Origin of the sequence: Sabulicella glaciei (assembly GCF_026183895.1) — a bacterium.
Classification (GTDB): Bacteria; Pseudomonadota; Alphaproteobacteria; order Acetobacterales; family Acetobacteraceae; genus Roseococcus; species Roseococcus glaciei.
Genome location: NZ_JAPFQI010000006.1, coordinates 19,735 through 35,581, shown reverse-complemented (window position 1 = coordinate 35,581; position 15,847 = coordinate 19,735). Strand labels below are relative to the sequence as shown.

General features: G+C 72.5%; 11 protein-coding genes and 1 riboswitch. All 11 genes read left to right on the top strand.

Annotated features, from left to right (window positions below; all coding sequences use genetic code 11):
- Positions 1-486 precede the first annotated feature (486 nt).
- The 11 genes from OF850_RS10035 (at position 487) to OF850_RS09985 (ending at position 15,847) form a co-directional block, all read left to right on the top strand.
- Complete coding sequence (locus tag OF850_RS10035) at positions 487-924, top strand: flagellar biosynthesis repressor FlbT (protein WP_301589927.1); 438 nt, start codon at positions 487-489, stop codon at positions 922-924.
- Positions 921-1,301 (top strand): hypothetical protein, encoded by a 381-nt coding sequence (locus OF850_RS10030; RefSeq protein ID WP_301589926.1) that lies wholly within the window; start codon positions 921-923, stop codon positions 1,299-1,301. Before OF850_RS10035 ends, OF850_RS10030 begins: the two co-directional genes overlap by 4 nt.
- Positions 1,302-1,434: 133 nt before the next feature.
- Positions 1,435-2,487: an AbrB family transcriptional regulator gene (locus OF850_RS10025; RefSeq protein WP_301589925.1), complete on the top strand. Its 1,053-nt coding sequence runs from the start codon at positions 1,435-1,437 to the stop codon at positions 2,485-2,487.
- A 27-nt stretch (positions 2,488-2,514) separates the two neighbouring features.
- Complete coding sequence (locus OF850_RS10020) at positions 2,515-3,699, top strand: CaiB/BaiF CoA transferase family protein (protein ID WP_301589924.1); 1,185 nt, start codon at positions 2,515-2,517, stop codon at positions 3,697-3,699.
- Positions 3,696-4,499 carry an enoyl-CoA hydratase gene (locus OF850_RS10015; RefSeq protein WP_301589923.1) on the top strand — a complete coding sequence of 268 codons (804 nt, stop codon included), beginning with the start codon at positions 3,696-3,698 and terminating at the stop codon, positions 4,497-4,499. The genes OF850_RS10020 and OF850_RS10015 overlap by 4 nt, the downstream gene beginning before the upstream one ends.
- A gap of 124 nt (positions 4,500-4,623) precedes the next feature.
- Complete coding sequence (locus OF850_RS10010; RefSeq protein ID WP_301589922.1) at positions 4,624-5,241, top strand: exopolysaccharide biosynthesis protein; 618 nt, start codon at positions 4,624-4,626, stop codon at positions 5,239-5,241.
- Positions 5,242-5,276: 35 nt separating this feature from the next.
- A riboswitch (cobalamin riboswitch) is annotated at positions 5,277-5,485 on the top strand.
- Between the two features lie 125 nt (positions 5,486-5,610).
- Positions 5,611-7,545, top strand: coding sequence for a TonB-dependent receptor plug domain-containing protein (locus OF850_RS10005; protein WP_301589921.1), 1,935 nt, complete (start codon positions 5,611-5,613; stop codon positions 7,543-7,545).
- 126 nt (positions 7,546-7,671) lie between these two features.
- A complete protein-coding gene (locus OF850_RS10000; RefSeq protein WP_301589920.1) occupies positions 7,672-10,818 on the top strand; it encodes a response regulator in 3,147 nt (1,048 codons plus the stop codon).
- Between the two features lie 5 nt (positions 10,819-10,823).
- Positions 10,824-11,675, top strand: coding sequence for a CheR family methyltransferase (locus OF850_RS09995; RefSeq protein WP_301589919.1), 852 nt, complete (start codon positions 10,824-10,826; stop codon positions 11,673-11,675).
- Positions 11,668-13,476, top strand: a complete 1,809-nt coding sequence (locus tag OF850_RS09990; RefSeq protein WP_301589918.1) for a response regulator — start codon at positions 11,668-11,670, stop codon at positions 13,474-13,476. The genes OF850_RS09995 and OF850_RS09990 overlap by 8 nt, the downstream gene beginning before the upstream one ends.
- 13 nt (positions 13,477-13,489) lie before the next feature.
- Positions 13,490-15,847: a hybrid sensor histidine kinase/response regulator gene (locus tag OF850_RS09985; protein WP_301589917.1), complete on the top strand. Its 2,358-nt coding sequence runs from the start codon at positions 13,490-13,492 to the stop codon at positions 15,845-15,847.

The window sequence follows — 15,847 nt, the reverse complement described above, 5'->3', positions numbered from 1 at the left end:
GGGGGGGCGGGCCCCCGCCCCCCCCCCGCGCGGGGGGGGGGGCCCGGCGGCGGCGCGCCGGGCCCCCCCCCCCCCCCCCCCCCCCCCCAACAGGGGGACGCCCTCGCCCAGGAAGCGGCGGCAGGCCGCGTCCAGCGCCGCATGGACGCGCCGCGCCGCGGCCGGGCCGCTTGCCATGTTCACCACCAGCCCAGCGCGCCTCCCCGGCGCATCGCGGCGGCGCAAACGCGGCACGAGGCGGTGAGCACCACGCTGAACCACCAGCTTGCCGGGATCGAGGAGGTGGATCTCGCGGAAACGCTGACGCGGCTCCAGGCCACGCGCGCCACGCTGAGGCGAGCTATCGCGCCATCGGGATGCTGTCGGGCCTTAACCTCGCGCAGTTCCTGCGCTGAGGCGCTTCACCCCCTGTTTACCAGCGCGCGGCATGATGAGTTCTGGGCCGGGAACGACCCCGCCGCATGGCTCCGAAGGAATGGGAACCGCATGTCCACGCTCGTGCTCGAACTCCGCCGGGGCGACATGATGGTGGTGAACGGCGCCCCCATCCGCTTCCGCAACCGCACGCGGATCGAGCTGGCGGCCAAGGCGCGCTTCCTGTTCGGCAAGCAGATCATGTCGCCCGAAGCGGCGAACACCCCCGCGCGCCGCATCTACTTCGCGCTGCAGACGGCCTATATCGGCATGGAGGGGGAGCGGCCGGGTGGCATGGACGCCGCGCGCCGCCTGATCGCCGAGTTCATGAAAGCCACCACCTCCATCACCTGCCGCGCCCTGCTGGGCGAGGCGCTGGCCGCGGCGGAAGGCGATGATTGCTACGCCGCGCTGAAGATCGCGCGCCGCGTGATGCGGCACGAGGAGGAGGTGCTGGGCCTTGCGCCGCCGGCGCCGCCGCGCCGCATGACCGCCCCACCCCCGGCATGAGCGACGCGATCAGCCTTTTCCGCCGCGCGACGCGCGAGGGCGAGGAGGCGCGCAACCTCCAGCGCATCGCGAGCGAGCCGATGCAGAAGCGCGCGCTGGACCAGTTCCGCAAGGCGGTGGATCGCGCGCCGGATGCCAAGGCGGCCTTGTGCGACCCGCGCTTGCTCGGCGTTCTGGCGCAGGCGCTGAGCATCCCGCAGGCGGCGTCGCAGCCCGGGCTGGCCGCGCGCGTCCTGCTCTCGGACCCGGAGGATCCGAGATCGGCCGCCAATGCGCTGGGCGACCCGCGCTGGAAGGCGGCGGCGCGGACGCTGAAGCTCCATGCCGGCGGGGTCGCGGCGCTGATGGCGGCGCGCGGCATCACGCGGCTGACCTGACGCGTCCCGCGAAGCCGCGCTTCGGGCGCGGATGGAACGACGCGGCAAAGTCAGATCGCGCCCATGCATGGACAAAGGGTTACCGCCGCCCGGTTTGACGCCGCGTCGGGCCAGGGGGAAGCTGCGCCCCGACGTGAGCCGCCTGTTCCACCGCCTCCTGCCCTGGATCGTCGCGACGGCGGGCGGGGCGGTGTTCCACCTTCTCCATGTGCCCCTCGCCTGGATGCTCGGCGCCATGGCCGGCACCGCCGCGCTGGCCTGGCATCGCCGGGTGGAAACACCGCCATGGCCGCGCCAGGCGGCGCTGATCGTCATCGGCCTCGCCCTCGGCCAGACCTTTTCCGGCCCGGTGCTGGCGGCGCTGGGGGCGGCGCTGCCCGCCATCCTGCTGGCAGGGCTGCTTTCCATCGTCGCGGGGATGCTCTGCGTGCCGCTCTTCATGCGGCTGGCGCGGGTGGATGCGCGGACGGGGTTCTTTTCCTGCATTCCCGGCGGGGTGCTGGTGATGGTGGTGGTCGGGCAGCGCGCCGGCGCGCCGGTCGCACCCGTCACCCTCGCCCAGACCGTGCGCGTGGTGATGGTGGTGATCCTCATGCCGCCCTTGCTCACCTGGCTGGCCCCGCACGGGCAGGCGGGCGAGTTCCTGGCGCCGCGCCTGCCCTTCGACGCGCTGGGCCTCCTCGTGATGCTGCTTGCGGGGTGGGTGGCGGCGCTGCTGCTGCGCCGCGCCGGGCTGGCCAATCCCTGGATGATGGGGCCCTGCTTCCTGGCCATCGGGGCCGCCGCCTTCGACCGGCTGCCGGGCGGCGTGCCCCCCTTTCTCGTGGATGCGGCGCAGGTCGGCATGGGCGTGGCGCTGGGGCAGAAGCTGTCGCGCGACTTCCTGCTTTCCTCGCGCCGCCTCCTTTCGGCCTCCGTCGCCTCCACCCTGCTGCTTTGCGCGCTGGGGGCGCTGGTGGGTCTGGCGCTGGCCTTCGCCTGGGGGCTGCCCGTCTCGGCCGCGCTGCTTGGCATGGCACCCGGCGGCATGGCGGAGATGGGGGTGACGGCCAAGGCGCTGGGGGCGGCCGTGCCGCTGGTCATGGCCTTCCACCTGTGCCGCACCCTGCTTTGCTCCCTCGTCCTGGGCCGGATCTGGGCGCTGGCGGAAAGGCTGCGGCTGTTCAGCCCGCGCCGCGGCGCGTAGTTTCGCGGGACAAGGGGAAACGACCGGATGCCATTGCCGCTGGACGGGCTGATCGTTCTGGACCTGACGCTGGCCCGCGCCGGCCCGACCTGCGTGCGCCATCTGGCCGACTGGGGCGCCGAGATCTGGCGCGTCGAGCCGCCGGGCAGCCAGGACGGGTTCGGCGGGCCGCGCGACGGGTTCGACTCGGTGAACCTGCACCGCAACAAGAAATCCATCGCGCTCAACCTCAAGAACCCCGCCGGGCGCGCGGCCTTCCTTCGCCTCGCGGCGAAGGCCGACGTGCTGGTGGAGAACATGCGCGTAGCGGTGAAGCACCGGCTCAAGATCGGGCCGGAAGAGATCGCGGCGGTGAACCCGCGCCTCGTCTACGCCTCCATCTCCGGCTTCGGGCAGACCGGCCCCTATGCCGGGCGCGGCGGGGTGGACCAGATCGCGCAGGGCATGGGCGGGCTGATGTCCATCACCGGCGAGGCGGGGCGCGGGCCCATGCGCGTCGGCATCCCGATCAACGACCTGACGGCCGGCAACCTCCTGGCGCTCGGCGTCATGATGAAGCTGTTCGAGCGCGAGCGGACGGGGGTGGGCGGCTATGTCCACACCTCGCTGCTGGAGGCGCAGGTCTTCATGCTGGACTTCCAGGCCACACGCTTCCTCATGGATGGCGAGGTGGCGGGCCAGGCCGGCAACGATCACCCGGTGAACACGCCCATGGGCGTGTTTCCCTCCGCCGACAAGCCGATCAACATCGCCGCCTCCTCCGCCAAGCTGTGGGAGGTGTTCTGCCGCGTCTGCGGGCGCGAGGACTGGCTGCGCAAGCCCGAATGGCAGACGCCCAAGGGCCGCACCGCCGACCGCCCGGCGCTGAACGCCGCCATCGCGGAGGAAACGCGCAGGCGCCCCTCCGAATGGTGGATCGCCAAGCTGGAGGAGGCGGGCATCCCCTGCGGCCCGGTCAATGACATCCGCGAGGTGTTCGGGGATCCGCAGGTGCAGCACCTGGGCATGGTGTGGCACGCCCCGCATGAGCGGCTGGGCGAGGCTGGGGTGGTGCGGACGCCGCTGAACATCGAGGGGCACAAGCCCGGCGTGCATCGCGGCGTGCCCGCCCTGGGCGGCGACGCGGCCGGGATCCTGGCGCAGGCCGGGATGTCGGCGAGCGAGATCGAGGAATTGCGCGCGACGGGCGCGCTGGGAGACGCAGCGAAATGACCGAGACCACCCTGGCCGATGGCAAGATCATCGCCCGCGCCGATGCGGGCGTGGGCACCATCGTCTTCAACCAGCCTGAGAAGCGCAACGCCATGTCCATCGGGATGTGGGACGGCATGGCTGAGGCGCTGGACCGCTTCGAGGCCGACGCGGCGATCCGCTGCGTCGTGCTGGAAGGGGCGGGCGGCAAGGCCTTCGTGTCCGGCGCCGACATCTCCCAGTTCGAGCAGAACCGCTCGGACGCGGAGGCGCAGCGGCACTACAACCAGAAGACCAGCCACGGGCGGAAGAAGCTGGCCGAGTTCCCCAAGCCGGTGATCGCGAAGATCGAGGGCTTCTGCATGGGCGGCGGCCTGGGCATCGCCATGTCCTGCGACATCCGCATCGCGGCGACGGGCAGCGAGTTCGGCATCCCTGCCGCGCGCCTGGGCATCGCCTATGGCTTCGACATGGTGAGCAACCTCGTCGCCCTCGTCGGCCCGGCGCACGCCCACTACATCCTGATGACCGGCGGCCGCATCGCGGGCGAGGAGGCCGAGCGCATGGGCCTCGTCAACCGCCTCGTCCCGCCGTCAGAACTGGATGCGGAGTTGGCGCGGATCACTTCCACCATTGCCGGCAACGCGCCGCTGTCGCTGCTGGCCAACAAGCGCACGGTCCGCGCCGTTCTGGCCGATCCGGCCGGCCGCGACATGGCGGCGATCGCGGCGGCGCAGGATGCCTGCTTCGACAGCGCCGACTACCGCGAGGGACGGCGCGCCTTCATGGAGAAGCGCCGCCCCGCCTTTACCGGGGCCTGACATCCCCAGGCTCGTCCCCGGGCGGCCCGCCTTTTCCCTTACGCAGAATCCCGCTGGATTCTCCGGGGGGAAGCCGCCATCTATGCAGCCGGGCGTCCCCTGCCCTGCATCAAGGACACATCTATTGGACGGAACGCCCCATCTGTCGCACGAGGCGCCCATTTCCCGCATCGTTACGGAAGTGGCGGCCCAGTTCCCCGGCGCGCGGATCAGCCTGGGCGACATGGCAGAAGCCTTCGGAGACCGCGCCTTCGGCCTCCTGATTCTTCTCCTGTGCCTCCCCTCCCTCCTGCCCGGCATGGCGAGCGTCTTCGGCATCCCGATGCTCATCCTGGGGTTGCAGATGGGCATGGGGCATCGCGTGCCGAAGCTGCCCGCCTTCATCGCCCGGCAGACCATCAAGCGCGAGGACCTGCTGCGCCTTTCCGGCGCCTCCTCCGGCTGGATCGGCAAGGTGGAGCGCTGGGTTCGGCCGCGGCAAGGCTTCTGGATCGGCGCCACCGGCGACAAGCTGGTGGGGTGGCTCACCGTCTTCAGCGCGATCATGCTGATCCTGCCCGGCCCGGGCACCAACGGCCCGCCCGCCTTCGGCACCATCGTCATGGCCCTGGGCGTGGTGGAGAATGACAGCCGCGTGGTCGGGATCGGCGCCGGCCTGACCCTGGCAGGCTGCCTGTTCGCCACCGGCGTCATCATCGCCCTGCTCTGGTTTGGCCGCGCGGCGCTGGACTGGCTGTTCTGACCTTTCCACCCCTTCCCGGCGTTAGGGCGCCGTTCTAAGCACGGCGCATGCGTCGGTGCCCCGAGGAGGGGTGAAACGGGAATGCGCGACGCGGGGCCCAAGCCCCGCCAATCCGCAGCTGCCCCCGCAACTGTAGGCGGAGAGCCGCGCGCCACGAGCCATTGCTCCCTCCCCGAGGGGGCGAGAAGGCGGCGCACGGCATGGACCCGCGAGCCAGGAGACCGGCCGGCGCAGAGTTGTTCTCGCGCGTGCCGGGCGGGGTGCACCGGTGCCACGGAACTCGTTTCCGTTTGCGGGCCCGACGCCAGCCGTCGCGTGGCGCTCCCTTGCCACGCGGCATTGCCGTCACGCGCAGATGGAGGAATTCCCATGCGCCGCCTGTCCCTTGCCGCCGCGCTTCTCGCGGCCGGCCCCGCCGCCGCGCAGGTCGCCCTGCCCGACACGATCGTCACCGCCACCCGCGCGCCCACGGCGCTCGAGCGCGTCCCCGCCGCCATCACCGTCATCACCCGCCAGACGATCGAGGAGCGCGGCTTCCAGACCCTCGCCGAGGCGCTGGAGATCGTGCCCGGGCTGCGCATCGCCGCCTCGGGCGGGATCGGCCAGCAGAGCAGCGTCTTCCTGCGCGGCAACTCCTCCCGCTCCACCCTGGTGCTGCTGGACGGCGTGCCGGTGAACGACCCAGCCGAGGCCAATGGCGCCTTCAACTTCGGCAACGAGCTCCTCTTCGACGTGGAGCGGATCGAGGTACTGCGCGGACCCGCCTCCTCTCTTTATGGCGGCTCGGCGCTGGGGGGCGTCATCAACCTCGTCACGCGCCGCGCGCCGCCCGACCGCGCCTTCCTGCCCTATGGCGAGATTGCGGGCGGGACGCAGCGCACGCTGCGCGCCGGGGCCGGGGTGACCGGGACGGTGGGACAGTTCGACTACCTGGCCAGCGTGAACTCCCTGTCCACGGAGGGCTTCAACGCCACCGCCTCGCGCTTCCAGCGCACGCTGAACGAGCGCGACGGCTTCCGCGGCACCGCCGCCACGGCCCGCCTCGGCTGGGCGCCGCTTTTCGGCACGCGGGTCGAGGCGCTGCTGCGCTGGCGGGAGAATCGCTTCGGCCTGGATTCCGTGCCGCGCGACGACCCGAACTTCACCGGCGACGACCGGCGCTGGTTCGGCCAGTTGCGCGGCGAGACCACTCTGTTCGGCGGGGCCTGGACCACGGGGCTGCGCATCGCCCATGGCAGCGACCGCCGCGTCTACTCCAACCTGCCGGATGGGCTTTCGGCCGCCACGGGCATTGACCGCTACCTGGGCGAGCGGACCACGGTGGACTGGGGCAACACGGTGCGGCTGCCGGGCTTCGGCGCCTTTTCCGACGGGCAGGCCAGCTTCGGCGTCACGCATGCGCGGGAATCCGCGCGCTCGATCGCGGGGGCGGTGCCGTTCCAGACCCGCGTCAACGCGCGCCAGGACGTCAATGCCGGCCACGCCGCCGTGCAATACCGGGTCTGGGAGCGGCTGGACCTGTCGGCCGGGCTGCGCCACGACGCGGCGGGCGGCTTCTCTGACACCACCTGGCGGGTCGGCGCCGTGCTCCAGGTGCCCGAGTTGAACATGCGGCTGCGCGCGGCGGGCGGCAGCGCCTTCAACGCCCCGGCCCTGTTCCAGCGCTTCGGCGCCATCGGCACCAGCTTCCGCGGCAACCCGAACCTCCGCCCCGAGCGCAGCCTGGGCTACGAGGTGGGGACGGAATTGGACATCCCCGCCTTCGGCCGCCCCGCCTTCGCCACGCTGAGCGCCGCTTTCTTCCAGTCCCGTGTCACTGACCTGATCAACTACAACGCGCAGTTCTCCACGCTGGTGAACGTGGACCGCGTGGCGATCAAGGGCGCGGAGCTCGGCGTGGCGCTGCGCCCCGCGCGCTGGCTGTCGGCCGAACTGAGCTGGACGATCACCGACGCGACGGATCGCGCCACCGGCCGCCCCCTGCCCCGGCGGCCGGAGCACGTGATCAACGCGACGATGCGGGTCGAGCCGCTGCCGGGCCTCGTCATCGCGCCCACGCTGCTCTTCACCGGCCGTAGCCCGGAGGGACCCTTCGCCTCCTACACCGATGCGGGGGCCAGCATCGCCGGGCCGCGCCGCAACAAGAGCGGAACGGTGCTCAACATCACCGCCTCCTACCGGGTGACGCCGCAGGTCACTGCCTTTCTGGGGGGGCGCAACCTGGGCGGGTCCAAGTGGGAGCCGGTGAACGGCTTCCAGGTGCCGGGCCGTTCACTGCTGGTCGGAACGCGCTTTTCCTTCTAAGGCGCAGGCCAGGGGCGGGACCAGCCCGCCCCTGGATTGCTTCGCCTTCCACTCTGGCCAGGGGCCCGTCGGACGCGATATTGCGACGGGATGAAGCGCGCTGCGCGGGTCAGGGGAAGAGACAGGATGCACGATGCCGCCAAGCGACCGGACGGGGCCACCACCCCCACCGGATTGGGCCGCGCCGCGCTAGGCGAGGCAAGCTGGACCGGCCCCCGCTCCACGCCGCTTCTCATCGCCATCGCGGCCAGTACCCTCGCCCTTTTCGCGCTGGACCTCGTGACGCCGCTCGGCATCACGAACTGGCTGTTCTACCTCCTGCCCATCCTCCTGTCCTTCCTGCTGTGGCATCCTGCGGCGCCGCTCGCGACGGCGCTGTTCGCCACCGCGCTGATGCTGGCGGGGTACTGGCTGAGCCCACCGGGGGTGGAGATGGTGATCGGCGCCGTGAACCGGGGCATGGGCGTGGTCACGGTGTGGATACTCGCGGTCGGCGGCACGCTGTTCGTCAGCGGGCGCCTTGCCGTGCTGCGGCAGGAATGGCTGCAATCCGGCCAGCTGGGCCTTGCCGCCCGCATGTCGGGCGAGCAGGGGCTGGACCAGATCTCCGCTGCGGTGCTGGACGGGCTGTGCCGCCATTCCGGGGCGGCGGTCGGCGCCTTCTACGTGGCCGAGGGCGGCGCGCTGGTGCGCCGTGCCACCTTCGCCGTGCCCGATCCCGAGGCGCTGCCACAGCGGATCCAGCCCGGCGACGGGCTGCTGGGCGAGGTGGCGCGCGACCGGCGCATCCGCCTCCTCCACCGCCTGCCCACGGGCTATCTGCGCTTCGGCACCTCGCTCGGCGCGGCAGCGCCGCACTCCCTCCTCCTCGCCCCCATCGAGCTGGACGGGGAGCTCAAGGGCGCGGTGGAGCTAGGCTTCGCGGAAGTGGCGGGCGAAACCCATGCGGAGCTCTTGCGCCGCACTTCCAACGCCATCGCCGTCGCGCTGCGCTCCGCCCAGTATCGCGCGCGCCTGCAGGACCTGCTGGACGAGACGCAGCGCCAGGCGGAGGAACTCCAGAAGCAGGGCGAGGAGCTGCGCGCCTCCAACGAGGAACTGGAGGAGCAGAGCCGCGAGCTGGAAGCGTCCCAGGCGGCGCTGGAGTCGCAGCAAAGGGAGCTGCGCCTGGCGAATGAGCGGCTGGAGGAGCGCACCCATACGCTGGAGCGCTCGGAAGCGTCGTTGAAGGACAAGGCGCGCGAGCTGGAACAGGCCAGCCGCTACAAGTCCGAGTTCCTGGCGAACATGTCGCACGAGCTGCGGACGCCGCTGAACTCCTCGCTGATCATGGCGCGACTGCTGGCCGACAACCGCGAGGGCAACTTGTCCGACGAGCAGGTGCGCTTCGCCGAGACCATCGAATCCGCCGGCAACGACCTGCTCACCCTGATCAACGACATCCTCGACCTGTCCAAGATCGAGGCGGGGCGCGTCGAGCTGCGCCCCTCCGTGCTCGCGATCAGCGACCTCACGGAGCGCCTGCGCCGCACCTTCGAGCCGGTGGCGCGCGAGCGCGGCCTGTCCTTCCGCGTGGAGGCCCCGGCCGGCGAGGTGGAGACGGACGGGCAGCGCCTCGAGCAGATCCTCAAGAACTTCCTGTCCAACGCGCTGAAATTCACCGAGCAGGGCGAGGTGGCGCTGGAGGTGGACACGCTTCCCGACGGGCGCATCGCTTTCTCCGTCCGCGACAGCGGCATCGGCATCGAGCCCGAGCAGCAGGAAGCGGTGTTCGAGGCGTTCCGGCAGGCGGACGGCACAACGGCGCGCCGGTTCGGCGGCACCGGACTCGGCCTGTCCATCTCGCGCGAACTGGCGCGGCTGCTCGGCGGCTCCATCGAGCTGGCCAGCGCACCCGGGCGCGGCAGCACCTTCACCCTGGTCCTGCCCCCCGTCTATGCCCCCGCCCCCGCGATGGACGACGCCGCGCCGGCCGCCGCGCCGCCTTCGGGTGTGCGCATCCGCGCCCTGCCGCCGGCCGCGCCGCCCGCACCGGCCAAGGCCGCGCCGCGCGCCGTCGCGGATGACCGCGACGTGCTGGAAGGGGCGCGCCGCATCCTGCTGGTGATCGAGGACGACGCGGCCTTTGCCGGCCTCCTGCGCGACCTGGCTCGGGAGCAGGGCTTCCACTGCCTCGTCGCCGGCACGGCCGACGAGGGCGTGGCGATGGCCCGCGCCTTCCTGCCGCACGCCATCGTGCTCGACCTCGGCCTGCCCGACCACTCAGGCATGTCCGTGCTGGACCGGCTGAAGCACGACCTGACGACGCGCCACATCCCGGTCCACATCGCCTCGGCGCAGGAGAGCGGGCGCGCGGCGCTGGCGCTGGGCGCGGTGGGCTTCCTGCAGAAGCCCGTCTCGCGCGACCAGTTGTCCCAGGCGCTGCGGCGGCTGGAGGGGCGCATCGACCACAAGCTGCGACGCGTGCTCATCGTGGAGGATGACCTGGTGCAGCTGGACGCGATCCGCCGCCTCCTAGCCTCCGACGAGGTGGAGACGGTGGGCGCGGCGACCGGCGCCGCCTGCCTGGAGGAGCTGTCCAGGCAGACCTTCGACTGCATGGTGCTGGACGTGTCGCTGCCCGACATGACCGGCTTCGAGCTGCTGGACCAGATCAGCGCGGACGAGACGCGCCCTTTCCCGCCCGTGATCGTCTACACCGGCCGCGACCTCCTGCCGGAGGACGAGTTGCGGCTGCGCCGCTACTCCTCCTCCATCATCGTCAAGGGCGCCCGCTCGCCGGAGCGGCTGCTGGACGAGGTGTCGCTCTTCCTGCATCAGGTCGTGTCCGAGATGCCGGGCGAGCAGCAGCAGACGCTGGTGCGCGCGCTGAACCGCGACGCGGCGCTGGAAGGGCGCCGCATCCTCGTGGTCGAGGACGACGTGCGCAACATCTTCGCCCTTTCCAGCGTGCTGGAGCCGCACGGCGCCACGGTCATCGTCGCGCGCAACGGGCGCGAGGCGCTGGCGGCGCTCGACCGCGCCGAGGCGGCAGGCGAGCCGGTGGACCTCGTGCTGATGGACGTGATGATGCCGGAGATGGACGGCATCACCGCGACGCGCCACCTGCGCGAGAAGCCCGAGCGGCGTGGCCTGCCCGTCATCATGCTCACCGCCAAGGCCATGCCGGACGACCAGCGGCAATGCCTGGAGGCGGGCGCGAACGACTACATGGCGAAGCCCCTGGACGTGGAGAAGCTGCTGTCCCTCGTCCGGGTCTGGATGCCCCGGTAGCGCAGATGGACCAGCCTCCCTCTGATCCCGAGGAGCTGGAGGCGCGGCTGCTGCTGGACGCGCTGTTCCACCGGCACGGCTACGATTTCCGCGGCTATTCCCTGCCCTCCATGGTGCGGCGCCTGGACCATGCGCGGGAGAAGCTGGGCTGCGCGAGCCTATCCATGCTTCAGCACCGCGTGCTGCACGAGCCTTCGGTGGTGCCGGAACTGGTCGGGCTGCTCACCGTGCAGGTGAGCGCGATGTTCCGCGACCCCTCCTACTGGCTCGCCCTGCGGCGGCAGGTGGTGCCGCTTCTCGCCACCTGGCCCTCGCTCAAGGTCTGGGTGGCCGGCTGCGCCGAGGGGGAGGAGTTGTATTCCCTCGTCATCCTGTTCCGCGAGGAAGGGCTGGAGTCGCGCACCGTCTTCTACGCCACCGACATCAGCCCGGCGGCGCTGGAAAAGGCACGGGCGGGGATCTACCCGCTCGACCGCATTCCCGAGTTCACCGAGAACCACCGCCTGTCGGGCGGACATTCCTCGCTCTCCGACCACTACACGGCGGCCTACGGAGCGGCGGCCATGGACCGCTCCCTGCGCGACCGCGTCGTCTTCTCCGACCACAGCCTCGTTTCCGATGCGGTTTTCTCCGAGACTCACCTTGTCTCCTGCCGGAATGTCCTGATCTACTTCGGGTCCGGCCTGCAGCGCCGCGCCGTGGGGCTGTTCCGCGACTCCCTCGCGCGCGGCGGCTTCCTGGGGCTCGGCCCGCGGGAAACGATCCGCTTCTCGGGCCATGCCGATGCCTTCGAGGAGTTCGTGGGCGAGGAACGCATCTACCGGAGGCGCGCAGCCGTGGAGGCGAGGCATGGTTGAGCCGGTGAAGTTCCTCCTCGTCGACGACGTGCCCGAGAACCTGCACGCGTTGCAGGCGGTGCTGCGCCAGGACGGGCTGGAACTGCACACCGCCGCCTCGGGGCCCGAGGCGCTGGAACTGCTGCTGGTGCACGAATTCGCCCTGGCGCTGATCGACGTGCAGATGCCCGGCATGAACGGCTTCGAGCTGGCGGAGCTGATGCGCGGCGCCTCGCGCACGCGGCGCGTGCCGATCATCCTGCTCACCGCCGGCACGGATGAGCAGCGCCTGTTCAAGGGCTACGAGGCCGGGGCGGTGGACTACCTGGTCAAGCCCTTCAATCCGCACATCCTCCGCCGCAAGACGGAAGTATTCCTCCAGCTCGACCAGCAGCGTCGCGAGCTGCAGCGCCAGCGCGACGAGATCGAGGCCAGCGAGCGCCGCTTCCGCCGCTCGCTCGACCTCGCCCCCGCCCCCATGCTGCTCTGCGACGAAACGGGGCGCGTGCTGACCGCCAACGCGGAATGGCTGGGCCAGGCGGCGTTGGGACGCGAGGATGTGCCGAACCTCGCCGCCTGGGCGCGGCTCGCCTGCCCCGACGCGGCGGCCCCCGTGCTGGAGCGCCTGGGTACGGTGCTGAGCGGGGAAGCCGAGCGGGTGCGGGTGGAAACCGAGCTGCATCCGCGCGGCGCGCCGCCCCGCACCTGGAACCTCGTGGCCGGGGCGGTCGGGACGAGCGCGGATGGGCGCCGCCTCGTCCTATGCGTCGCGCATGACATCACCGAGCGGGCGGAAGCGGAGCGGACGCGGCGCCTCCTGGTCGGCGAGCTGAACCATCGGGTCAAGAACACTCTCGCCACCGTCATGGCGATCGGCCAGCAGACGCTGCGCCAGAGCCGCGATCCCGACCGCTTCGCGCAAAGCTTCTCCGGCCGCCTCCTCGCCCTGTCCCAGGCCCATTCGCTGCTGAGCGCGGAAACCTGGCAGGGTGCGGAGCTGCGTGACATCCTGCGCGAGCAGCTGGCGCTGGGCGCGGTGGAGGAGGCGCGGGTGGAGGCGGAAGGCCCGCCCGTGCGGCTGGAGCCGCAGACCGCGCTGCACGCCGCCCTGATTCTGCACGAGCTTTTCACCAATGCCGTGAAGTACGGCGCGCTTTCCGTGCCCGCCGGCCGCGTCGCGCTGCGCTGGGAAGCGGCGGGCGACCATGTCGTGCTGCGCTGGGCGGAGGGCGGTGGCCCGCCCGTGCAGCCCCCCGCGCATCGTGGCTTCGGCTCCGCGCTGATCGAGCGCACGGCCCGCGCCGGGGGTGGCGACGCGCGTGTCCGGTTCGAGCCCGATGGGGTGCGCTGGGAAGTGTCGCTGCCCATCGCCGCCGGCGCCGCGTCCGTGCGCCCCCTCCGCCCGCGCCCCGCGCCGCCGCCAGAGCGCCCGCCCGCCGTCACCGGCAACCTGGGAGGCATGTGCTTCCTGCTGGTGGAGGACGAGCCGCTGGTGGCCATGGAGGTCACGGCGGCGCTGCAGGAGGCAGGCGGCACGATCGCGGCCAGCGCCTCCACCCATGAAGAGGCGCTGCGCCTCGCCAGCCTGCCGCACGGCTTCGACGCCGCGCTGCTCGACGCGAACCTGCGCGGCCGTCCGGTGGGCGAGGTGGCGGCGGCGCTGCGCCTGCGCGGCGTGCCCTTCATCTTCGTGTCCGGCTACGGGCCGGAAAGCCTGCCCGCCGGCTTCGAAACCGTGCCCCTCCTCGCCAAGCCCTTCACGACCGCGCAGCTTCTGGAAGCCGCCGGACGCCTCGCCCTGCGGGTGGAGCGCGTCGCATGACCGGGGGGCCGCCATGGCCGGGATGAGGTTCCGCACCCATCTCGTCCTGCTGGTGGCCGGGGCGCTGCTGCCCGTGCTGGGCCTCTCCGCCGCCTTGCTGTGGCGCGAGGGCGAGGAAGCGCGCCGCGCCGCGCTGGAAACGCTGTCCCACCAAGCCCAGGCCTTCGGCGCCACGGTGGACCGGGAAATCGCGGGCACCGTTCGCGCCCTGGAAAGCGCCGCCCTCGCCATCGCGCCGGCGGAAACCGCTTCGCCCGAGGCACTGCGGCCCCGGCTGGAGGCGATGCTGGCGCGCAACCCGCGCTGGCACAACATGATCCTGGTCAGGCCGGATGGGCGCCTCGCGCTCAACACCCTGGCCGGACCCGGCGAGGCCCTGCCCGCTGCCTCGCCCGCTCCGCGCATCGCCGAAGCGGCGGTGGGGCGCACCGCCATCTCCGATCCGTTCGTGGGCAGCGTGGCGCAGGTGCCCCTGGTGTCCGTCGCGGTGCCGCTGCCCGCGGCGCCGGGATGGGTGCTGGTGGCGGCCATCCGCACCCATAGCTTCGAGGCGGTGATCGAGGAGGCGCTGCCGCCCGGAAGCCTAGCCGGGCTGATCGGCGCCAATGGCCGCTTTGTCGCCCACAGTTCCACCCCGCAGGGCGACCGCACCGCGGCCCCCGCGCCGCGCGCCATGGCGGATTTCGCCGCCACCGCCGCCCCGGGCGAAGTGATGCTGACCACGACCCAGCGTGTCACGGGGGAGCGGGTGATCGCCGTGGCGCGGCGCCTCCAGGTCGCGCCTTGGACCGTTTCCGTCGCCGCGCCGGAAGCGGTGCTGCACAAGCAGGCCGGCGATTCCCTCCATCGCCTTGCCACGCTGGGCGCGGCAGCCCTGCTGGCGGCCCTGCTGGCGGCGTTTCTGGCCGGGCGGCACCTGGGGCGGCGCGTCCACGCCCTGACCCGGGCGGCCGAGGCGGCGGGGCGCGGGGAGGTGGTGCGGGTGCCGGCGGGCGTGGCCGAGGTGGACCGCGTCGCCGCCGTCCTAGCGGAGGCCGCCTCCACCGTCCGCGCGCGGGAGGAGGAAGCGCGCCGCGCCGGCGAGGAACGCGCGCGCCTCGCCCTCGAGGCCCGCACCCGCGACGAGCTGCGCCGCCTGAATGCCGGGCTGGAGGCACGGGTGCGCGAGGAGGTGGCGGCGCGCGAGGCGGCGCAGCGCCGCGCTGCCCATGCCGAGCGGATGCAGGCGCTGGGCCAGCTGGCCGGCGGCATCGCGCACGACTTCAACAACGTCCTCCAGGCCGTGCAGGGCGGCGCGTCGCTGATCGAGCGCCGGCCGGACGACCCGGACGGGGTGCGGCGCCTCGCCCGCATGGTGCTGGAGGCGACGGGGCGTGGCGTCACGGTGACGCGCCGCCTCCTGTCCTTCGCCCGGCGCGACGAGCTGCGGGCGGAGCCGGTGGAAGCCGGCGCCCTGCTCGCCGGGCTGTGCGAGGTGCTGACCCACACGCTGGGGGATGGCGTCCGCTGCTCGACCGAGGCACCGCCTGGTCTGCCCGCGTTGCTGGCCGACAAGGGCCAGTTGGAGACGGTGCTGGTGAACCTCGCCACCAATGCGCGCGACGCGATGCCGGAAGGCGGGACGCTGCGCTTCGTGGCGGCGGCGGAGACGGTGACGCCCGATGCGCCGCACCCGCTGGGCCTTGCCCCCGGCGGCTATGTCCGCGTCGCCGTGTCCGACACCGGCACCGGCATGGACGCGGCGACGTTGGCGCGCGTGTCGGAGCCCTTCTTCACCACCAAGCCGGAAGGGCGCGGCACCGGGCTGGGCCTGTCCATGGCGCGCGGCTTCGCCGAGCAGTCGGGCGGCGCCATGGCGGTGGAAAGCGCGCCAGGCCACGGCACGACGGTGACGCTGTGGCTGCCCGAGGCGGACATCCCCTCCCCCATGCCCGCGGCGCGGCCGGAAGCGGTGCGGCCGGCCCAGGCGCGACCGGGGCGCCACGTCCTGCTGGTGGACGACAACGACGTGGTGCGCCTGACCGTGTCCGCGGAGCTGGAGGCGGCGGGGTTCCAGACCGCCTGCGCCGCCGACGCCGCCCAGGCCCTGTCGCTGATGGAAGCGGGCGTGGTGGTGGACGTGCTGGTCACCGACCTGTCCATGCCGGGCGCCAGCGGCCTCGCCCTGATCCACGAGGCGCAAGCGCGGCGGCCCGGCCTGCCCGCCATCCTGCTCACCGGCTATGCTGGGGATGGGGCGGCGCTGGCGGTGGGCGGCGCGATCAGCGGCGCCTTCTCCCTCATCCGCAAGCCGGTGAGCGGCCCGCATCTGGCTGAGCGGGTGGAGGCGCTGATCGCCGCGCGCGGGGCGATCAGCCAGCCGGAAGGCTGA